Origin of the sequence: Agromyces indicus, assembly GCF_031432295.1 — a bacterium.
GTDB lineage: Bacteria > Actinomycetota > Actinomycetes > Actinomycetales > Microbacteriaceae > Agromyces > Agromyces indicus.
Genome location: NZ_JAVKGS010000001.1, coordinates 139,106 through 160,424 on the forward strand (window position 1 = coordinate 139,106; position 21,319 = coordinate 160,424).

Annotated in this window: 17 protein-coding genes and 1 tRNA gene; 6 read left to right on the forward strand and 12 right to left on the reverse strand. The window is 68.0% G+C overall.

The window, feature by feature from the left end:
* Window positions 1-13: 13 nt before the first annotated feature.
* From RH861_RS00655 to RH861_RS00665, 3 genes are all read right to left on the reverse strand, one after another.
* Window positions 14-1,249: an MFS transporter gene (locus tag RH861_RS00655; protein ID WP_310519301.1), complete on the reverse strand. Its 1,236-nt coding sequence runs from the start codon at window positions 1,247-1,249 to the stop codon at window positions 14-16.
* A complete protein-coding gene (locus RH861_RS00660) occupies window positions 1,242-1,628 on the reverse strand; it encodes an ArsR/SmtB family transcription factor (protein WP_310519302.1) in 387 nt (128 codons plus the stop codon). Before RH861_RS00660 ends, RH861_RS00655 begins: the two co-directional genes overlap by 8 nt.
* Window positions 1,629-2,014: 386 nt before the next feature.
* Window positions 2,015-3,267 (reverse strand): IS3 family transposase gene (locus tag RH861_RS00665; RefSeq protein ID WP_310519303.1). Its coding sequence is split into 2 segments (ribosomal slippage): window positions 2,015-2,985 and window positions 2,985-3,267, totalling 1,254 coding nucleotides; the frame shifts between segments, so codons are not numbered across the junction.
* 198 nt (window positions 3,268-3,465) lie between these two features.
* On the opposite strand from RH861_RS00665, the gene istA reads away from it, so the two are divergent.
* The 3 genes from istA (at window position 3,466) to RH861_RS00680 (ending at window position 5,150) form a co-directional block, all read left to right on the forward strand.
* A complete protein-coding gene (gene istA / locus RH861_RS00670; protein ID WP_310519304.1) occupies window positions 3,466-4,680 on the forward strand; it encodes an IS21 family transposase in 1,215 nt (404 codons plus the stop codon).
* On the forward strand, window positions 4,680-5,102 hold the full coding sequence (locus tag RH861_RS00675) for an ATP-binding protein (protein ID WP_374760938.1): 423 nt from the start codon (window positions 4,680-4,682) through the stop codon (window positions 5,100-5,102). Before istA ends, RH861_RS00675 begins: the two co-directional genes overlap by 1 nt.
* A tRNA-Ser gene (locus tag RH861_RS00680) sits at window positions 5,087-5,150 on the forward strand. Before RH861_RS00675 ends, RH861_RS00680 begins: the two co-directional genes overlap by 16 nt.
* Before the next feature lie 258 nt (window positions 5,151-5,408).
* On the opposite strand, the gene RH861_RS00685 is transcribed toward RH861_RS00680, so the two are convergent.
* The 9 genes from RH861_RS00685 to RH861_RS00725 form a co-directional block, all read right to left on the reverse strand.
* Window positions 5,409-6,392, reverse strand: a complete 984-nt coding sequence (locus RH861_RS00685; RefSeq protein ID WP_310519305.1) for a formylglycine-generating enzyme family protein — start codon at window positions 6,390-6,392, stop codon at window positions 5,409-5,411.
* 10 nt (window positions 6,393-6,402) lie between these two features.
* Window positions 6,403-7,758: a sulfatase family protein gene (locus tag RH861_RS00690; protein WP_310519306.1), complete on the reverse strand. Its 1,356-nt coding sequence runs from the start codon at window positions 7,756-7,758 to the stop codon at window positions 6,403-6,405.
* Between the two features lie 28 nt (window positions 7,759-7,786).
* Window positions 7,787-9,352, reverse strand: a complete 1,566-nt coding sequence (locus RH861_RS00695) for an arylsulfatase (protein ID WP_310519307.1) — start codon at window positions 9,350-9,352, stop codon at window positions 7,787-7,789.
* On the reverse strand, window positions 9,349-10,044 hold the full coding sequence (locus RH861_RS00700; protein WP_310519308.1) for a TetR/AcrR family transcriptional regulator: 696 nt from the start codon (window positions 10,042-10,044) through the stop codon (window positions 9,349-9,351). Before RH861_RS00700 ends, RH861_RS00695 begins: the two co-directional genes overlap by 4 nt.
* Window positions 10,045-10,078: 34 nt before the next feature.
* Window positions 10,079-11,707 (reverse strand): ABC transporter ATP-binding protein, encoded by a 1,629-nt coding sequence (locus RH861_RS00705; protein ID WP_310519309.1) that lies wholly within the window; start codon window positions 11,705-11,707, stop codon window positions 10,079-10,081.
* Window positions 11,704-12,504 (reverse strand): ABC transporter permease, encoded by an 801-nt coding sequence (locus tag RH861_RS00710; protein WP_310519310.1) that lies wholly within the window; start codon window positions 12,502-12,504, stop codon window positions 11,704-11,706. The genes RH861_RS00705 and RH861_RS00710 overlap by 4 nt, the downstream gene beginning before the upstream one ends.
* 115 nt (window positions 12,505-12,619) lie before the next feature.
* The gene (locus tag RH861_RS00715) at window positions 12,620-13,567 is read right to left on the reverse strand and encodes an ABC transporter permease (RefSeq protein ID WP_310519311.1); all 948 of its coding nucleotides are present in this window, start codon (window positions 13,565-13,567) and stop codon (window positions 12,620-12,622) included.
* On the reverse strand, window positions 13,567-14,961 hold the full coding sequence (locus tag RH861_RS00720; protein WP_310519312.1) for a sulfatase family protein: 1,395 nt from the start codon (window positions 14,959-14,961) through the stop codon (window positions 13,567-13,569). The genes RH861_RS00715 and RH861_RS00720 overlap by 1 nt, the downstream gene beginning before the upstream one ends.
* A 56-nt stretch (window positions 14,962-15,017) precedes the next feature.
* A complete protein-coding gene (locus tag RH861_RS00725; RefSeq protein WP_310519313.1) occupies window positions 15,018-16,559 on the reverse strand; it encodes an ABC transporter substrate-binding protein in 1,542 nt (513 codons plus the stop codon).
* 141 nt (window positions 16,560-16,700) lie between these two features.
* Here RH861_RS00725 and RH861_RS00730 point away from each other — a divergent pair, with 141 nt between their 5' ends.
* From RH861_RS00730 to RH861_RS00740, 3 genes are read left to right on the forward strand one after another with little or no spacing between them, the layout of a single operon-like run.
* Window positions 16,701-18,134 (forward strand): sulfatase-like hydrolase/transferase, encoded by a 1,434-nt coding sequence (locus tag RH861_RS00730; RefSeq protein ID WP_310519314.1) that lies wholly within the window; start codon window positions 16,701-16,703, stop codon window positions 18,132-18,134.
* Window positions 18,135-18,164: 30 nt separating this feature from the next.
* Window positions 18,165-19,664, forward strand: coding sequence for a sulfatase family protein (locus RH861_RS00735; protein WP_310519315.1), 1,500 nt, complete (start codon window positions 18,165-18,167; stop codon window positions 19,662-19,664).
* Window positions 19,661-21,319: a sulfatase family protein gene (locus RH861_RS00740; RefSeq protein ID WP_310519316.1), complete on the forward strand. Its 1,659-nt coding sequence runs from the start codon at window positions 19,661-19,663 to the stop codon at window positions 21,317-21,319. Before RH861_RS00735 ends, RH861_RS00740 begins: the two co-directional genes overlap by 4 nt.

Genomic DNA, 21,319 nt, shown 5'->3' on the forward strand with positions numbered 1-21,319 from the left:
CGCCGCCCCGCGCTCACCCGTGCGTGCTCGACACCGGGCGGCGCAAGTCTGCCGTGTGAGTCCAGGCGACGCGCGCGGCGATCGCGGCGAGCAGCCCGATGCCCGCGAGGATCAGGGCGGTGGCCGGGAGGCCGAGCGAAGCGCCGAGGATGCCCGCGGTGGGGTAGGTGAGGATGAAGCACGCGTGAGAGAGGGAGAACTGCGCGGCGAACACCGCAGGCCGGTTGGTCTCATCCGAGGAGCGGCGCAGCAGCCGCGCCGACGGGGTCAGGATCAGCGAGGTCGCCGCGCCGAGGAACAGCCACAGCAGCAGCAACGCGACCCAGGTCACCGGCCCGGCGGGCAGGGCGATCAGCAGCGCCGCCGCGGCGAGGCCGACCGGGAGCGCGGTCGCGCCGGCGAGCATGAACGGGCGATCCGGCCACCGGTCCAGCAGCTTCGGCAGGATCAGGGCGACGGCCATGGACCCGGCGCCGTACGCGGCCAGCAGCAGCGCGACATCCGTCTGCGGCCGACCCAGGTCGCCCTGCACGAGCACCACGGTGTTCACGATGACCATCGCGGTGGAGGTCGCGACGACGAGGTTCATCGCCAGCAAGCTGCGCAATTCCGGGGTGCGCACGAACACCCGGGCGCCGCGGGTGAGCCGGTCGAAGAACGGTGCCGGCGCGGATGCGGCCATCTTCGGGAACGCGGTCGCGAGCACCAGCACCGCCGACCCGACGAACCCGACGAAGGTGCCCACGAACAGGTTGTGGTAGCTGATCACCGTGAGCAGCGCGGCGGCGAGCACCGGGCTGACCAGGGCCTCGAGGTCGTACGCCAGCCGTGACAGCGAGAGCGCCCGGGTGTACTGCCGTTCATCGGGCAGCACCTCGGGGATCACGGCCTGGAACGCAGGGGTGAACGTCGCCGAGGCGGCCTGCAGCACGAAGATCAGCACGTAGATCTGCCACACCTCGGACACGAACGGCAGGCTGATCGCCACCCCCGCCCGCAGCACGTCCGCCGAGACCAGCAGCAGCTTGCGCGGCACATGACTGGTCAGCGCCGCGATCACCGGCGCCACCCCGACGTAGGCGAGCATCTTGATCGTCAGCGCCGTGCCGAGCACCACGCCCGCATCGCCGCCGGCGATATCGAACGCCAACAGGCCCAGCGCCACCGTCAGCAAGCCCGTGCCGAGCAGCGCGACGACCTGCGCCGCGAACAGCTTCGCGTACGACCTATTCCGAAACACCTCACGCACTCGCGGCACTCCTCACCGCGGCGGGTGCGGAGTGCTCGCCGCGGTGGTGGGCGGGGTTGGCCTCGAGCGCGTGCTGGGCCTGGAAGATCGCATCCGCCACCAGCTGGCGGGCGTGCTCGTTCGCCAGCCGGTAGAACACCCGGGTGCCCTCCTGCCTGGTCGCGACGATCCGGGCCAGCCGCAGCTTCGCGAGGTGCTGCGACACCGCCGCAGGCGACTTGTCCACGATCTCGGCGAGGTGGTTCACCGACATCTCCTCATCGCGCAGCGCGAGGATGATCCGCACCCGGGTCGCATCCGCCAGCATCGAGAACACCTCCACCGCCAGCTCGACGTACTGGCTCTCCGGAGTCAGACCACACCTCGTATCTGCATTCATACGCAGATTATTACATAGGCGACGCCGGGGCCGGGTTCTGGCTCCGATCCCCAGACTGCCAGGGCATCCCAGGATACGAAGCGGAATGGACCCGGGAGGACCTTCTACCCATCGCTTCCAGCATGAAGCGGCCCTACTGTGAGGAATGCCCGCGACGGAGCGAGACCCAGCGCCGAACCTTCGCGCGCTCGGAGAACCGCCCCTGACGATCGCTCTCGGCGGCCACTCCTATTCAATCGACGCCATCAGCGACCGACGCTGGAGGGTTCACATCCAGCACCGCAGGAGTGCGAAGTTACTTCTGCTGGCAACCGGCGGTGTCTACATCGTGTCGGGACCCACGACTTTGAGTCCCCCCGGCGTGTCCGGAGAGCGTGTTGCTGGTGTCAGCCCGCTCGTTCGAGGGGTTCGGTGCGAGCGTAGTCGAGCTGTTCGAGCTCGAGCGGTGTGAGGTCATCGATCGACCCGTGGGTCCGGTCGGTGTTGAACCACTGCACCCAGCCCGCGGTCGCGGCCTCGACCTGATCGACGTCGCGCCACGGGCCCTCGTGATGGATCAGCTCGGACTTGTACAGCCCGATCTGTGACTCCGCGAGGGAGTTGTCGTACGCGTCGCCGACGGACCCGACGGACGGGTCGATGCCCTCGTCGACGAGCCGGTCGGTGAAGGCGATCGACGTGTAAACCGAGCCGGCGTCCGTGTGATGCGTCAGCCCGGCGAACCCGGCCGTGCCTTCGCGGCGTCGGGTCCACAACGCCATCTCGAGACAGTCCAGCACGAGCGGCGTGGTCATGCTCGTCGCCGCGCGCCAGCCGAGGATCCGGCGGGAGTGCGCGTCGAACACGAACGCGACGTACACCCACCCCGACCACGTCCACACGTACGTGAAGTCGGCCACCCAGAGCTGGTTCGTGCGGAACCGTCGGAAGTGCCGGTCGACGAGATCAGCCGGCCGGGTCTCTCGCGGATCCACATTGGCCGGATGCTTGCGTTTGCCGCGCACGACGCCGCCGATCCCGAGGTCCCGCATCAGCCGCTCCACCGTGCACCGGGCGATCTCGTGCCCGTTGCGACGCAACCGGAGCCAGAGCTTGCGGGCCCCGAGCCGGCGGTGGTGCTGCTGCCAGGTGGTCAGGATGATCGGCTTCCACCGCTCGTCCGAACGCTGCCGCGCCGACGGCGCGCGGTTGCGGCCGTCGTAGTAGGTCGATGGGGCGATGCTGCAGCCGTGCTGGGTGAGCACGGCGCAGATCGACTCGACACCCCACCGGAGCCCACCGTCACGGCGGTCCTTGTGCTCCTGGATGAATGCGACTACCGCTTCTGTGGCCGGTCGAGCTCGGCCGCGAAGAAAGCCGAAGCCGCCTTCAAGATCTCGTTCGCCCGCCGCAGTTCGGCGTTCTCCCGCCGCAACCGCTTGAGCTCCTCAGCAGCTTCGGTCGTGACGCCGGGCCGGACCCCGGTGTCGACCTGGTGCCGGCGCATCCAGGTGCGCACCGTTTCCGGGGAGCCGATGCCGAGCATCTGCGCCACCGCGGTCATCGCCTGGTACTCGCTCGGATAATCCGGCCGCACTTCGACGACCATCCGGACGGCGCGTTCGCGAAGCTCGCGCGGATACTTGCTGGGACGTGCCATGAAGACGATCCTTCCAAGGAATTCCGTCTCCGGACACGCCGGGGGGACTCAATCACAATGGTTCACTCAAGCTCACACTCCCGCGAAATTGCAGGGCCGTGAGCGTATGTGAAGCGCAGTGAATCACTACTGGTGTCGGCGGCGCTCGAAAACTGGACAGTAGCGGCGGTCGAAAAGTGAACACTCAACGATTGGAGTGTGATCACTTTGGAGGACTGGGCGTTGATCCGGCGGCTGGTGAAGGATGGGGTGCCGAAGGCGCGCATCGCTGAGCGGTTGGGGATCTCGCGCACGACGGTGGTGAAGGCTGCCGCGTCGGATGCGCCGCCGCGGTACGAGCGGAAACCCGCGGTGTCGACCTCGTTCACACCGTTCGAGGAACGGGTGCGGCAACTGCTGGCTGACACGCCGGAGATGCCGGCGACGGTGCTCGCTGAGCGGGTCGGCTGGGAAGGGTCGATCACGTGGTTCCGCGAGAACGTGCGCCGGGTGCGCCGCGACGTGGCCCGCCCGGATCCGGCGGACCGGTTGTCGTGGGCGGCGGGCGATGCGGCGCAGTGCGATCTGTGGTTCCCGCCGAGGAAGATCCCGCTCGAGGACGGGACGCGGGTGCTGCTGCCGGTGCTGGTGATCACGGCGGCGCACTCGCGGTTCATGACCGGTCGGATGCTCCCGACCCGCAAGACCGAGGATCTGCTGCTGGGCTCGTGGGAGCTCTTGCAGCAGCTGGGGCGGGTGCCGCGGCGGCTGATCTGGGACAACGAGCCGGGCATCGGCCGTGGCCAGCGCCGTGCCGCTGGGGTGGCGGAGTTCGCCGGGACGCTCGCGACGAAGATCGTGCAGTTGCGGCCGCGGGATCCGGAGTCCAAGGGCATCGTCGAGCGACGCAACGGGTACTTCGAGACGTCGTTCATGCCGGGCCGCTCGTTCGCGTCGCCGGCGGACTTCAACGCCCAGTTCACCGACTGGCTCGCTGTCGCGAACCAGCGGGTCGTGCGTACGATCAAGGCCCGCCCGGTCGACCTTGTCGATGCCGACCGGGCTGGAATGCTGCCGTTGCCGCCGGTCGTGCTGCACCTGGGCTGGCGCAACCAGGTGCGGCTGGGCCGGGACTACTACGTCCGTGTCGACACCAACGACTACTCGGTGGGCCCCGCGGCGATCGGCCGCGTCGTCGATGTCGCCGCGGACCTGGAGCGGGTCCGCGTCCGGATGGGCGGGCGGATCATCGCCGCGCACGAGCGGGCGTGGGCGCGCGGGCTCACGATCACCGACCCGGGCCATGTGGACGAAGCCGCGGTGCTGCGCCGCCAGTTCGAGCAACCCCGGACCCTCGCAGCCGTCGACGATGGGCTGCGCCGGGACCTGGCGGACTACGACCGGGCGTTCGGGCTGGACGAGGTGAGCGCCTGATGGCCGCGTCGAAGGTGCCGTCCGAAACGGTCAAGCAGATCCATTACCTCGCCGCCGCGCTGAAAGCGCCGCGGATCACCGAGGCCGCCACCCGGCTGGCCGACCACGCCCGCGACGCCGGGTGGACCCACGAGGACTACCTCGCTGCCGTGCTCGAGCGGGAAGTCGCCGCCCGGAACGCGTCCGGCGCCGAACTGCGGATCCGCGCCGCCGGGTTCCCCGCCCGGAAGACGCTGGAGGACTTCGACTGGGACGCGCAACCCGCTGTCCGGCAGCAGATCGGCGCCCTGGCGTCCGGGGCGTTCCTCACCGAGGGCCGAAACGTGGTGCTGCTCGGCCCGCCAGGCACGGGCAAGACGCACCTGGCCACCGGGCTCTGCCCGCGACCGTTCACTTTTCGACCGCCGCCGACAACTGGATAACTTCTGCTTCCCAAGCAGACAGCGCGGGTTCGATTCCCGTCATCGGCTCCTCGTGAAAATTGCCTGATCAGCTGGAATTTTTGTTGAAATATCGACCGACATCGATTCGATTTGTTTTGGTCAGATCACGGTTAACCTCACGGTTAATGATTCAACTTGTTTTGTTGAGCGGGCTCCGCTCAACTCTGTCGATCGACGCATCGGCGCCGAAGGGGTTGCACGTGCTGCCGCCGCCGATGGCGCTCACTACGTCCCCGCGCGGGCGATGATGAGCCTCCGATGAAGCCGGGGCCGCAACTGTCGTCCTCAGCGGGCGGCGACGGTGCGGAATCCGGCGTTGCCCATGGAGGAGTCGGGCGTGTTTTGCGAGCGTGCCGAGTTGCGGTAGCGGTTGCAGTACGAGATGTGGCAGAGATAGCTTCCGCCGCGCAGCACACGGGAACCGCCTCGAGCCGGTCCCTGCGGATCATCAGCAGGAGAAGCGCCGTAGTACCCGGGATCGAACCAGTCGTGGCACCATTCCCATACGTTTCCGACGGTCTGCCAAAGCCCATACCCGTTCGGCTCGAACGTGCGGACCGGGGCAGTGGTGAGGAAGCCGTCCTCGATCGTGTTGCGGCGCGGAAACTCGCCCTGCCAGATGTTCGCGCGCCACCCGCCGGCATCGACATCGTCGTCACCCCACGGGTACTTCTTCGACTCGAGGCCGCCGCGAGCCGCGTACTCCCACTCCGCCTCGGTGGGCAGACGGCGGCCGGCCCACTCGCAATAGGCGGTCGCATCGTTCCAGCTGATATGGACTACCGGGTGGTCGCCCAGCCCGTCGAGGCTCGAATCGCGTCCGCCCGGGTGCGCCCAATCGGCGCCACGGACGCCGAACCACCACGGCGTGCCCGCGGCCGGGCCCATCACGTCCTCCCGGGGCGCCGCGAGCGCGAGGTGGAACACCGCCGAGAACCCGAAGACCTCCGCCTCCGTGCGGTACCCCGTGGCCTCCACGAAGCGGGCGAACGCGTCGTTGGTGACGCTGGTGGCGTCGATCTCGTACGCGTCAAGCTCGACCGGATGGATCGGCACCTCGCCGTCGCCCGGATTGCGGTCCCCGGACGAGTCCCCCATCACGAACCGACCGGCGGGGATCTGCGCCTGCTCGATCGGATGACGGCCCGCGGGCACCGATGCCCGCCCGGCGACGACCGGGCCGGCGCCGAACTCGAGGAACTGTGCGCGCCCCGGCGCACCGCACGAGCAGGACGGGCCGCAGCCCTGGGCGGCACTCGAATCGGCCATGCCTTCCACCCTAGGCCGCGCTCGAGACCAGCGACTCGTAGCGGTCGCGAAGCGGGTCGCCGGTTGCGGCCATCCACGAGCGCAGCGCCTCGCGCTTCTCGCGCAGCTCGGGTGCGTGGGCCGGGTCGTCCGCCAGGTTCACGAGGCTGGCGGGGTCCTCATCCAAGGAGTAGAGCTCCTCGACGACCCTCGTCCGGTAGAACGCCACGCGCTCGGCCAATGCCGCATCCGACTCCGCCGCCGCGACCATGGCGGGCCACGTCAGACCGATCATGTTCTCCGCTCGGTACTCCTCCGAGCCATCTGCCCAGCCGTTCCAGATGTAGCCGTACCGGGCGTCTTGAACGCAGCGCATCTCGTAGCGGCGGCCCATCGAAGTCTCGTGGAACACCGTCACGACCTGCTCACGGGCCGGAACGTCTGCGCCTCGGAGCGCCGCGAGCAGGCTCCGGCCGTCCGTCTCGCGTGGGGTGAGGCCGGCGACCTCGCAGAAGGTGGGGAAGAGATCCAGCATCGTCACGAACTCCTCGTGCTCGCGCCGTCCGGGCTCAACCACCCCGGGCCAGCGCACGATGAGCGGCGTGTGAGTGGACTGCAGATAGCAGTTCGCCTTCGAGAAGGGGAAGGCCATGCCGTTGTCCGACAGGAACACGACGAGGGTGGTATCGGCCAGGCCCGCGGCGTCGAGCACGTCGAGCACCCCGCCGACGACGTCGTCGCATCGCCGGGAGGAGCTCAGATACTGGGCGTACTCCGTCCGCACGTCGGGCAGGTCCGGAAGGTAGCCGGGGAGGGGCGACGCCTCCTCGGGGGTGAAGATCCGACTCGGCTCGGGGATGCCGGCCCGCTGCTGCTCGTCGAAGAAGCGTCCGACGTCGTCGGCGCCGTGGAAGGGCCGGTGCGGGTCGTGGGCATTCACCATGAGGAACCACGGCCGGTCGCCCGCCGTTCCGATGAACGCGGCCGTCTCGTCGGCATACCGCCTCGGGTCGCGGCCCATCCCGAGACCGGTGATGCCGACCGCCGTGTCCCACCCGAACCGGTCGATCGGTTGCAGATGGTTGACCTTCCCGAGGATGCCAGTGGCATAGCCCGCGTCGGCGAGCAGCTCGGTCAGCAACGGGACGCCGTCGTCGATCGGCTCGAATCCCTCCGCGCCGTTGCGATGCGGCCAGAGGCCGGTCATGATGGCCGATCGGCTCGGCTGGCACACCGCGATCGCGACGTGGGCGCGATCGAACACCATCCCCTCGGTTGCGAGGGCGTCGAGACGGGGGGTCACCCCGTCCGGGCCACCGAAGGCGCCCGGCGTCGTGCCCTCCATGTCGTCGGCCGTGATCAACATGATGTTCACGGGTGTCGTCACGTTCGGATCTCCTCGTCGTCGTGCGCGCTCAGCCGACCGCGTGGGCGGCGGGCACACCGCGGCTCTCGTAGTCGTCGAGCACGTCCTGCCAGGGGATGACTCCGTGCGATCGCGCCCACTCGTCGTAGGCCGCGGCAAGCTCCGCGACGACGTCCGGACGACTGCCCGACAGGTCGTCGGACTCGATGCGATCTGCTTCGATGTCGTACAGCTCCCAGCTGCCGCCCCATTCGCGAACGAGCTTCCATCGACCGCGACGCACCGCCGCATTGCCGATGTGCTCCCAGAACAGGGTCCGATTGCCGGAGGAAGCGGCTGGGTCGCGCCAGAGCTGCAACAGGCTCTCACCCTCCGTGTCCGACGACGACCCGGCGGCCTCGAGTACCGATGGGACGATGTCGATGACATGTCCGATGGAGTGGCTGATCGCGCTGCCTGTCGGGATCCCTCCAGAAGGCCACGAGGCGATGAACGGTGTCGAGATCCCGCCCTCGTGCACCCAGCGCTTCCACATCCGGAACGGCGTGTTCGAGACGGTCGCCCACTCCCGACCGTAGCTCTGGTAGGTGTTCTCCGGACCGGGCATTACGTCGGGGATATTGCCGACGACGACCGGTTCGCCCGTCCTGGTCTTCGTCGGGCAGGTGAGCTCCCCGAAGATGGAGATCCCAGGCGGCAGCTCTTCGGCGCATCCGCCGTTGTCCGACATGAACAGCACCAGGGTGTCGTCCTCGACACCGGCGTCGGCGAGGGCGTCGAGGACTCGGCCCACGCCGCGGTCGAGCGCTTCGACCTGCGCGGCGTAGACGGCCATGCGCTCGGTCTGCCATTCGCGGCCGTCGACGTCCGACCAGTCGGGAAGGATCACGCCGGGCGGCAGGTGATCCACCGTGGGGATGAGGCCGTCGGACTGCAGGCGTCGCAGGCGCTCGGACCGGATCGCATCCCACCCGTCGGCGAACCGCTCGCGGTACTTGGCGATCTCCTCGTCGCGCGCGTGCAGCGGCCAATGCGGCGCCGTGTAGGTGAGGAAGAGGAAGAACGGGTCGCCGGTCGCAGCGTGACGACGGACGAAGTCGGCGCCGTGCTCCGAGATGTCGTCGGTGAAGTGGAACTCCTCACCCAGCGCTTCCTTCGGAAGCCGTTCCTCGCCGGAGACCAGCGGGGGCTGATAGAAGCTCGAGGCACCGGGCAGGATGCCGCGGAACTCGTCGAAGCCTCGCCGGGTGGGCCACGTCTCGCTCGGCGTGACGAACTCGGAGGCCAGATGCCACTTGCCGAACAGTCCGGTCGTGTAACCCTGTTCGGAGAGCCGTTCCGCGAGCGTCGGCACGGTGGTGGTGAGCGATCCGGGATAGCCCGTGGGTCGGTTGTCTGTCGTGAGCACGCCGATGCCGACCGAGTGGGGGTGGTGGCCCGTGAGCAAGGCGGCCCGCGACGGAGAGCAGCGCGGCGTAACGTAATACGAGCTCATCCGGATGCCCCGGTCCGCGAGGCGCTGCAGCGAAGGCGTGTCGATCTCACCGCCGAACGGGCCGATATCGGAGAAGCCGAGGTCGTCGGCGAGGATGATGATCACGTTGGGTCGGCTCATGGGTAGTCTTTCTCGGCGGTGGGGCGGTCTGGAGTCGTGTCGTCTCGGCCGAACGGGTCCCGAAGGTATGGTTCCAGGAGCTCCAGGAACTGCCTGACGTGACCGGCGCGATCGAAGGCGGACGGGTCGAGGACCCATTGCGCCCCGAGCCCGTGCGCGAGTGCGAGCAGCCAGCGGGTGATCACCGCCGGAGTGATCCCCGGCGGCAGCTTCCGCTCGTCGATGGTGGCCCGGACCCGCTCCGTCATCCCGTCCATCAGTGCGTCGTTCCGCTCCATGAACCACTCGTGCCCGGCATGGCCCGGAGCCGTGCTCTCAGCGGAGAGAATGACGAAGAGGCGGACGAGTTCCGGAGTGGCGTCGTTTTCCTCGAGCGTCCGGACGTATGCCTCGAGTGGTGGAACCCCGTCGGCTTCGAGATGCTCGCGCGTCGCGATGTTCCGGGCTTCGCGTTCCTGCAGCACGGCCACGAGCAGGGCGGCCTTGTTCGGGAAGTAATGCAGGATGCCCGCCTGCGTGATCCCGACGTCGTTGGCGATGTCGGCCAGGCTCACCGTGTTGAACCCGCCCTCCGCGAACAGCGACATCGCGGTGTCGAGGATCTCCCTGCGTCGTGCCTCGCCACGCGCTTTGGTGGCCGTCCCGGCGCGGAAGGGGGCATCCGATGCGTCGAACGTGCTGATCTTTCTCAAGGTGCCTCCTGCGGACGGTGTTGCGTCGGCCGGCTCATGCGATGGCCTTGTCGATATCGGGCGTGGCGGCCAGGAGCGTTCGGGTGTATGGATGTTCCGCTCGCTCGAAGATGTCGGCCGTCGGCCCCATCTCCACGATCTTGCCCTTGTTCATCACGGCCACCCGGTGGCTGATCTCGCGGACCACCGAAAGATCGTGCGAGATGAACAGGTAGGCCAGGTGGTAGTCCCGCTGGAGGCGCTTGAGCAGCTCGAGGATCTGCGCCTGGATGGAGACGTCCAGCGCGGAGACCGGCTCGTCGAGGATCAGCAGCCGCGGCTCGGTCGCCAGCGCCCGCGCGATGCCGATGCGCTGGCGCTGACCTCCCGAGAACGCCCACGGGTATCGATCGAGGTGCTCGGGCCCGAGGCTCACCCGGTCCAGCAGTTCGACGCTCCGATCCCGGAGCTCGCTCCTGGGCACGCCGGCGATCCGCAGCGCCTCCTCGAGCGACTGGCCGGCGGTGCGCCGCGGGTTCAACGACGAGTAGGGGTCCTGGAAGACGTACTGGATGGTGCGGGCGACGCCACGACGCTGGTCGGGCGTCATGCGGTGGATCGGGTGCCCGCTCACGAGGATCTCGCCCTCGGTCACCTCGTTGATGCCGACGATCGTGCGCGACAGCGTCGACTTGCCGCAGCCCGATTCGCCCACCAGCGCGAGCGTCTCACCGGCGTCGACCCGCAGCGACACGCCGTCGACGGCGTAGAACGGCACGGGAGCCTTGAAGAGGCTCTTCCGGTGCGCGTTGAGGTCGGTCCGCAGGTCGCGGACCTCGAGAACGGGCATGCCCTGTGCGGGGTGATCGTCCCGAAGCGGCGAGTCCATCTTCGGGATGGCGTCCATGAGCCCGATCGTGTAGCCGTCGGTCGGGGCCGCGAGCACCTGTCGGACCGGGCCGCGCTCGACGATCCGGCCCTTGTACATCACGACCACGTCATCGCAGAGTTCGGCCACCACGCCCATGTCGTGCGTGATGAACAGGATCGCGACGCCCAGCTCATCCCGCAGCCGTCGCAGGAGGTCGAGGATCTGCGCCTGGATCGTCACGTCGAGCGCCGTCGTCGGCTCGTCCGCGATGAGCACCGAGGGGTTGTTCGCAAGCGCGATGGCGATGACTACACGCTGGCGCATGCCCCCCGAGAACTGGTGCGGGAACTTCTCGGCCGCCTCCGCCGGGTTTGGGATGCCGACCTTCGTGAGCAGGTCGATCGCACGCTGTTCTGCGTCCCCGCCGGGCAGGCCGTGGATCACCATCGCCTCGACGATCTGGTCCTTGATCCGCATGACCGGGTTCAGCGCCGCCTGCGGGTCCTGGAAGATCATCGCGATCTCCTTGCCCCGGACGTCAAGCATCTGTTTCTCGGTGAAATCGAGGATCTCGCGGCCGTTGAGTTCGACCCGTCCGCCGGTCACCCGGCCGGGGTGCCGAATCATGCGCATCACGGCTCGGGAGGTCACGGACTTCCCCGACCCGGATTCGCCGACGATACCGAGGATCTGCCCCGGCCGGAGATCGAAGGTGACCCCGTCGACCGCCTTCAGCGGGCCATCGGGCAGATCGAAGGTGACCTCGAGATCGCGGACGCGGAGTAGCGGAGCCTGCGTGCCAGTGGTGTTCATTTGCGGATCACCGTTTCGTTGAGTGCGTCGGAGAGGAGGCTGAACGACATCGCCAGGAGGATGAGTACGATGGTCGGTCCGATGATGTACATCGGCGCCTGCTCGATGAAGCGGATGCCGACGTTCAGCAGCGAACCCAGGGACGGCTCGGGCGGCTGGATGCCGAGGCCGATGATGCTGAGGCCGGCCTCGATGAAGATGGCCGCGACCACGAAGAGCGCACCACCGACGAGGATCGGATCCACCGCGTTCGGAAGGATATGCCGCACGAGCACCGTGCCCTTCGGCACGCCGAGCGCTCTCGCCGCGGTCACATACTCCCGCTGCATCTGTTCGAGCAGGGCCGCCCGGGCCTGCCTGCCGAAGGCCGGAAGGCCGCTGATCGTGATCGCGACGACGAGCGCCGCCCAGCCCGCTCCCATGATCAGGACGATGCAGACGCCGAGCACGACGCCGGGGAAGCCGAGGATGATGTCGAGCACCCGCTGGACGATGGAGCCGGCCACCTTCGAGATCGCTCCCAGGAGGCCGAGGGCCGTGCCCAGTACCATGCTGAGCGGGACCGCGACCAAGATGATCGAGAAGTCCATCCGGAGACCGTAGACGGTGCGGACGAACAGGTCGCGCCCGAGTTCATCTGTGCCGAAGGGATGCGCGAGGCTCGGTCCCTGCAACGCGTCGCCGCTCTGCTGGTCGTATCCGCCGGGGAAGAGCACCGGCGCGAGCAATGCGAGCGCGAGCAGAATGAGCAGGATGGCTGAACCGATGATGCCGCGGGGTGTCTTGAATGCCGCCATGTACCGACGCATCGTCGCGTTCGGCGTGAGTCGTCGTTGCCGGCGCTGAAGCGATTGGATCGACTCAGTGCTGGGCGGAACGGGCACGTTGGTAGTGCGTGGTGAGTTCGACATGTCAGGAGTCCAATCTGACTCGAGGGTCGAGGCCGGCGAGGATCACCTCGGTGACCAGTTGCGAGAGGACCGCGATGAGGACGGCGCCCATGATGAGGATCTGGACGAGTTGGTAATCGCGCGAGTTGACGGCCTGCACCGCGAGCTGGCCCAGGCCGTTGCGCGCGAAGATGGCCTCGATGATGATGGCGCCGCCGAACAGTTCGCCGACGCGGATGCCGATCGCGACGACCGCCGCCCCGAGGCTGGTGCGCAACACGTGCCGGTACGTGATCCGCTTCGGAGACGCGCCCTTCGCGCGCGCGAGGTCGACGAACTCCTCACCGTATGTGGCGCGCATGGTGGTTTGAAGCAGTCGGGAGATCGCCGGCGCTTGGGCGAGGCCGAGCGCGAATGCGGGCAGCAGGAGGTATTGGATGCCGATGCCTGGATTCTCGGTCAACGGCACTTCGCCACTGACCGGGAGCAGCCGCCAGGTGACACCGAAGAGGACGATGAGGAGCAGGCCGGCGAGGAACGCGGGCGTCGCGATGAACAGCGTATTGGTGATGTCCGCGGCGACGCGAGCGAAGCGCGAGATCGCGGAACCGCCCAGGATGCCGAGCCCCAAACCGATCGCGATCATGAAGAGGGACGCGAGCAATGCCAGTTCGATCGTGCTCTCGAGGCGTGCGACGATGAGGTCGCCGACCGGCCGATTGAAGATGTACGACATGCCCAGATCGCCGCGGAGCACCCCACCGAGCCAGGTGAAGTACTGCACGATCAGCGGTTGGTCGAGGCCGAGCGCCTGCCGGATCGTCTCCACCTGCTCCGGCGTGGCGTCGGAGCCGGCGATGGTCTGTGCGGGATCGCCGGGCGCGAAGCGTGGCAGGAGGAATGCGATCACCGACGTGGCGAAGAGGACCAGGATGATCGACGGGAGCTTGCGGAGGAAGAAGCGAAGCATCAGGCACGCTCCCGGAGAGGACTGGTGGGGGTCAGGTAGGACTGGAGCCGAGCGACGGTGTCCGGCTGCTCGGCCGCGACGTCGTGTTCCTCGTATGGGTCATCGGTGACCGAGACGAGGTATGGCGCGTCGAGGTCTGGGCTGGTGATGAGCTTGGCGTCGTCCGTGGTGACGGTGCGCCAGCTCCGCAGCTGCACCCAGCGATTCGCGCCGTAGTGCCGCACGGCCGCTGCGATCTCGTCGTCCGACCGGTCCAGGCCGGACACGACCCATTCGCGGTGGTGGTCGGCGACGCCGCGGAGCACGTCGAGCACCGACCTGGCCGTCATCGCATCGGGCACCTCGACGCCACCGATGTCGAGGATGGTGGCAGCGAGGTCTTCGAGCGAGACGAGCGCGTCCGTCCACGCACCGGCAGCCGTCACGATGGGCCCGGCGACAATGAGCGGAATGCGCACGCTCGGGTCGAGGGCGATCTGCTTGCCCCAGATCCCGTGATCACCGAGCATTTCGCCGTGGTCGCTCGTGTAGATGACGACCGTGTTCTCGAGGTCGCCCTCCGCTTCGAGGCGGTCGAGGAACTGGCCGAGGTGCCGGTCGATGTTCTCGATCATCGCAGCGTAGCGGCGGCGCACCTCGTTGTGGTCCCCGTCGAAGTCTCCGGGGTCGTGCGGCGCCGGGAAGTCGACGTCAGCCCAAGCATCGCGCATGCGCTCCGTCACGTCCATCGGGTCGTGCGGCCCGGCGAAGTTGACGACCAGATGCCACGGGACATCCTTCGGGCGGCGATCGAGCAGCACGTTCGCGTTCGCCGCGATCCAGTTGTCGAGGTACGACTCCTCGGGCAGGGGGCTGAGTGAGACGTCGGCGTACGGCGCGTGCCTGCGGCGGTCGAAGTCGGTCCGATGGGCCTCGGCCAGGCCATGGTCATACAGGTGCTTCATGTACGGCCCGTGCGGACTGTCGTCTATCGTCGACCACAGCGAGTCGAACTTGCCCTCGTTGTCGATGCCGTCCGAGAACCCCCATTCGCCGAGCAGCCGGGAGCCGTCGAGGTTCCAATCGAACGTCGCCTTGTGCAGGTCGAACTTGCCGACGCCGGCGACGTGGTATCCCGCCTCGTCACGCAGCCGGCGGTAATAGGTGAGGGCATCCACCGGAAGGTCGTGGAAGTTGTTGGGGACCGGCACGGACTGGTAGTCGAGTCCGGTGGCCAGGCAGGCCCTCGCGGGGGCGCACAGCGGCGCCGGAGTGGTCGCGCGGCGGAACGTGACGCCCATCTCCTGGAGGCGGCGGATGTTCGGCGTCCGCACCGGCAGCTCATCCTGGCCCTCGAGCCAGTCGAAGCGGTGCTGGTCGGCGATGACCAGCAGCACGTTTGGGGTGGTGTTCACGACAGTCCCTTCTGGGTGCGGTGCCCCCGCGGTGCGGCCGCGGGGGCACCGGCGGTTCACTCGGTGACGAAGGCCGACTTGGCGTCGAGGTATGCCCTGGACGACCAGCGGAGATCGTGGGCGGTCTCGGCAACGACGACCTGACCGTTCGACTGCGCGATCACGGACGTGAATGCCTCGTCCACGATGTACTCGGAGAGCGCGTGCAGCGCTTCCTCGAATTCGTCACCGGGCTCAGCCTCGGCGAGAGCCGTTCGGAGTTCGACGTACTCATCCGTCCAGAACTGTGAGGAATTGCCCTCCCGCAGCGACGGGAGCGTGTCCATGAGCGTGACGGGGCCGAGGCCGTTGAGTCCGTGCAGCGGCATGAATGCCTGACCGAGGTCGCCGGCGATCTGGCGCTGGCCGAAGCTCTGCGTCTCCACCGCATTGATGGTTGGCTTCAGACCCACCTCTTCCAGGTTGTTTCGGACGATCTCGGCGACACTCGTGTTCTGCGGCAGGCTGATCACGTTGATCGTGACCTCGGCGCCCTCGGCACCGGCGTCAGCGAGCAGTTCTCGGGCCTTCTCGGGGTCGTATGCGTACGCGTTCGCCAGGTCCTCGGGATAGCCCGGGGTGTCCTCCGACCAGAAGAGGTTCGTGACCACCCCGGCGTCGCCGAAGATCTGCTCGGCGATGCGCTCCCGGTCGATGGCGAAGTTGACCCCCTGACGGGCCTCCTTGGTGTCGAACGGAGCCTGCGTGACGTTGAGGCCGAGCGGGTAGACACTGCCGACCAGGTTCTCCACCGTGAACGCGTCGTTGGCCGCCATCGACTGCACGTCCACGGGGTTCATACCGACTGCGATCTGCGAGCGATCGCTGCGCACGGCGTTGAGCATGGCCGTGCTGTCGCTGATAACGGCGATCTCGATGCCGTCGAGGTACGCCTCGTCGCCCCAGTATTCGTCGTTGCGCACGAGCGTCAGCTCGGTGCCGGGGGACCAGCTCTCGAAGAGGAACGGCCCGGTTCCGATGACCTGGGAACCGTCGGCCAAGCCCGTATAGGTCTCGGAGTCGATGATGAAGGCATACTCGAGGAAGTCGAAGATGTTCTGCGTGGGCTGGGAGAACCGGATGGTTAGCTCGGTCGGGCTCACGACGTCGATCCCCTCGAACGACTTCGCGATGTAGCCGACCTGGGAGTTCCATTCCGGAGCGGCGGCCTGCTCGAACGAGAACTTGACGTCCTCGGCCGTCATCGCCCGGCCGGAATGGAACGTGACGTCGTCACGGATCGTCAGATCCATGCTGAGCCCGTCCCCGGACAACGCCCATTCTGTCGCCAGGAGCGGCTGCGGCTCTCCGTCGGCGTCCTGGTACGTCAGCGTCTCGAAGACGTTGGACGCCCAGGCCTGGTTGCCGAGGCGACCCGCGAGCAGGTTGGCGGGCTGGGCGTCCGACGCCTGAGCGATGGTTAGGATGCCGCCCTCGACCGGCTCGGACGTCGCCTCCGTCTCCAGGTCGACGGCGGACTGGCAGCCGCTCAGTGTCATCGCGAGCGCGGCCGCGCCGGCGGCGAAGGCGGCGATGGTGCGCTGCCGTGGCTTCAACATCGTGTTCACTCCTCATCGTTGAGATGGTGCTGGGATTGCAAACCTAGTGAGTGTTTAGTAGGTTTGCAACCCATAACCTAGTGAGTACTCGGTAAGTTTGCAAGCGAGAATTCCTCATTTCCTCCGACGAAGGGGTGGTTCGTGTCGACGAAGAAGCCGAACGTGCTGTGGATCATGGCCGATGAACTCCGCGCTGATGCGCTGAGCTGCTACGGCAACGCGCAGCCGCAGATCTCCACGCCGAACATCGACGCGCTCGCGGCGCGCGGCGTGCTGTTCGAGCGCGCCTACACCTCGTCTCCGGTGTGCGTGCCCGCCCGTCAGGCGATGCTCTCGGGTCAGAGCCCGCTCGCGAGCGGCATCCTGAACAACGAAGGGTACGCACCCGAGGACGCGGCTCGCGTCGAGATGTTCACCGAGACGTTCGCGCGAAGCGGTTGGACGACGACCAGCTTCGGCAAGGAGCACCTCCCCGGTGCGCGCTCGCCCTGGCAGCACGACGACCACGCCGGTTCGGGCATGGGTGAGCTGCTGCAACGTGCCGCCGAGAACGAGGTGGAGATCCGGCGCTCGCCCGGAATCGGCCACGTGTTCTCAGCCGTCCTCCCCGAGGGCTCCGAGCTCGGCTCCGAGACGATCACGCGCGCCACCGCGGAGGCACTCGCGGCGGCCGAGGGTCCCTTCGTCCTCCGCGCGTCCTACGTGCAGCCGCACAAGCCGATGGTCGTGCCCGAGCCGTGGGCGAGCCGATACGCCGACGTGGAGTTCGACGTGCCTCGCTCGCCCGACGATTCCGGCAACGAGTTCGAGCGCGAGTGGGGTCGACTCACCCAGGGCCATGCCCTGAGCGTCGGCGACGTGCAGGCGTCGTTCCGGATGTACCACGCTGCCGTGGCCTGGCTCGATGATCAGGTCGGCGCGATCATGCGGGCGCTCGACGAGTCGGGACTGCGGGAGTCGACGATCGTCGTCTTCTCCACCGATCACGGCGCGTCGCTCGGCGAGTACGGCATCATGGCCAAGCACACCTTCGCTCCCGAGAGCCACCGCGTCCCGTTTATCGTCTCCTGGCCGGGTGTCCTGCCCGAGGGACAGCGACGCGGCGACCTCACGGTCAGCGAGGACCTGGCCGCCACCCTGCTCGGGCTGGCCGGCCTGGCCAAGCCGGCGACGTGCACCGCCCGAGACCTCTTCGCGGATGTCGCGCCATCCGTCGTCTTGTCGGCCATCGGGTACGGCCACGCCACGAGCCGGGCCTTCCCCAATCGCGACACCGGCGCGGGCCCCGACGGGCGCGGCTGGCCCCAGCGGGTGTGCGCCCGGACAAACCGCTACCGTCTCGACCTCACGAGTCGACTGGGCGGCGCCCCCGCGTCCGAGCAGGACGAGGACGTGTTCTTCGCCGACACGCTCGTGGATCCGGCGGAACGGACCAATCTCGCCGGCGATCCGCGCTATCGCGACCAGGTCACGGAGCTTCGCGACCTGGTTGGCCGCGCCGCTCGAGAGATCCCGGTCGCCGCCGTCCGAGAGGACGAATTCGCAGTAACCCGGGCGGCGACGCAGCCGCTCTGAACCACCCACGCAGCCGATCAAGGAGCAATCGTGCCAGATGCACCCCACCCCCGCCCGAACATCGTCCTCATCCTCACCGACGACCACGCCGCCCATTCGATCGGCGCGTACGGTTCGGTCGTGAACGAGACGCCGCGGATCGACGAGATCGCACGGGAGGGCGTTCGGTTCGACAACTGCTTCGTCACCAACTCGCTGTGCTCACCCAGCCGTGCGTCGATCCTCACGGGCACGTACAGCCACGTGAACGGCGTGACGACGCTCTTCACCCCCATTGACGCGAGCCAGCCCACCTTCATCTCGCAGTTGAAGGAGGCGGGCTACCGAACCGGCATCGTCGGGAAGTGGCACATGGGCGAGGAACCCGACGCCAATCCCAAGCACTTCGACTACTGGGACGTGCTCATCAACCAGGGCGAATATCACGACCCGCGGTTCCTCTCCGCAGACGGCATCCGCCACGAGCCGGGCTACGCGACGGACGTGATCACCGACCTGGCCATGAAGTGGGTCGAGGGACTCGACGGCGACGAACCCTGGTGCCTTCTCGTCTGGCACAAGGCACCGCACCGCCCGTGGGAGCCCGACGAGAAGCACAAGGACCTGTACTCGGATCCCATCCCGCTGCCGAGCACGTTCTGGGACGACTACGACACGCGGTCGGCGTCCGCCCGTCGCGCGCTCATGCGCATCGCCGACTACATCAACAGCGAGGACCTGAAGGTGGACCCGCCCGAAGGTCTCGACTACGAGGCGCTCGCCCTGTGGAAGTACCAGCGGTACATGGAGGACTATCTGCGGTGCGTGGCATCGGTCGATGACAATGTGGGCCGGCTCATCGACTGGTTGCGCGAGCGCGATGAGTTCGACGACACGGTGCTGATGTACAGCTCCGACCAGGGCTTCTTCCTCGGCGAGCACGGGTGGTTCGACAAGCGCTTCATGTACGAGGAATCGCTGCGCATGCCGCTGATCATGAGCTACCCGCGAGCGGTCGAAGCTGGCACGGTGCACGACGGGATCGTCACGAACGTCGACTTCGCGCAGACGATCCTGGATGCCGTCGGCGCCGAGCACCATCCTCGGATGCAGGGCCGGAGCTTCTGGGGCGATCTCGTGGGCGAGCCGTCGAGCCCGCCGGCCGACGGCATGTACTACCGGTACTGGGAGAACGACGACTGGTTCCACAAGGCGCCCGCCCATTACGGGTATCGCGATCACCGGTACAAGCTCATCTGCTTCTACAACAAGAGCCTCGGCCTCGCGGGCGCCGGATTCTTCGAGTACCCGGTGGAGTGGGAGCTCTACGACCTGGAACGCGACCCGGAGGAGCTCCGGAACGTCTACGGGGACCCGGAGTACCGGGACATCCGCCAACGACTGAGCGCCAAGCTCGCACAGGCCCAGGCTGCGGTCGACGACGCGCCATGGGATCGCGCCGCCGTGACGGGGGACGACCGTTTCCCGGTGCTGGCGCGGTTGACCGGCGCCGGGGGGTCCAACCCGGCGGCGCCGTCGGTATCGCGATGAGCGGTGGCACAGGGCGTCGACCGAACATCGTCTGGATTTCGACGCACGACATCAACCCCGACCTGGGCTGCTATCGCGGCGTCTGGCCGGGGGCGGATGTCGCAACCACGCCGAACCTCGACCGGCTCGCCGCCGAAGGGGTGCGGTTCGACCAGGCGTTCGCGACCACGCCGGTATGCGCGCCATCCCGTTCGGCGATCATGACAGGGTGCTTCCCGACCGCGATCGGGACGCATCACATGCGCTCCAAGGCGGTGCCGCCGCCCGAGGTGCGCCTGCTGAGCGAGTACTTCCGAATGGCCGGGTACTACGCGACCAACAACGTGTTCACCGACTTCCAGGTCGAGGTCCCGGGTACCGCGTTCGATGCGTGCACGCCCAGCGCGCACTGGCGGGATCGACCCGATCCCGAGCAGCCGTTCTTCGCAGCTTTCCACGGGATGGTCACCCACGAGTCGCAGATCTACGTGTCGGATGACGCGTTCGCCGAGATCACCGTCGGACTCGCGGCGGAGGACCGGCACGATCCGGACTCGGTGCCCGTGCCGCCGTACCACCTCGACACGGACGTGTTCCGCACCGCATGGGCCCGCTATCACGACCTCGTCACCGTGATGGACGCCTGGGCCGGAAATCTGCTTCGGCAGCTCGATGAGGACGGGCTGGCCGACGACACGATCGTCGTGTTCTGGAGCGACCACGGGGCGGGATTCCCGCGTGCCAAGCGCTGGGCCACCGAGGCCGGCCTGCGTGTGCCGGTGATCGTGCGGTGGCCCGCCCGGATCGAGGGCGGCAGGGCCAGGACGGACGTCGTCCATCTCGCCGACCTTGCGCCCACGATGCTACGAATGGCCGGGCTCGAGGTGCCCGCGCACATGCACGCGAAGCCGCTGTTCGACGCGGCCGGTCGCGACCTCGAGCAGGGCGAGTACGCGTTCGGCGGCCGCGACCGTATGGACGAGCAGCACGACTGCTCCCGGACGGTGCGCGACCGGCGCTACCGGTACGTGCGCCATCGTCATCCGGATCGTTCGCCCATGCAGTACCAGCATTTCGCGGACCGGTTCCCGACGTGGCGGCAACTGCGGGAGCACGTGAATGAGGAGGCCCGTCAGCGCGCGGCGGGAGAGAGGCCGGACCGCCTCACCGCCCTTCAGCGACGCGTCACGGGTCCGTACAAGCCCGAGGAGGAGCTGTACGACATCGCGGAAGACCCGCACGAGACGCGGGATCTCGCCGGTGACCCCGCCCACGCTGAGACGCTCGCGCGACTGGCGGGAGCACTCGATGATTGGACGGAACGATTCGGCGACCTGGGTCCGATGGATGAGGACGAGCTGATCGCGACGTGGCGGCCCGGCGGGAGGTGGCGCATCACCGGTCCACCCGCTGCTGAGACCGATGCGGATGGCGCGGTCCGGCTCTCCTGCGTGACGCCCGGCGCCCTCATCGCGTGGACCGCCGACCCGCCCCTCGTCTCCGCCCCGCGACGCTCCCGACAGCAGCGCATCAACGGCGACCCCGAACCCGACGGTCGTCATTGGCGCCTCTTCACCGACCCGCTCCCGGCGAGCGACGCTCCCCGGTGGGCGCGCGCGTGGCGCCTGGGATTCCGCGGCAGCGAGGAGATCCCGCTGCCCGTGCTCGGACACTGA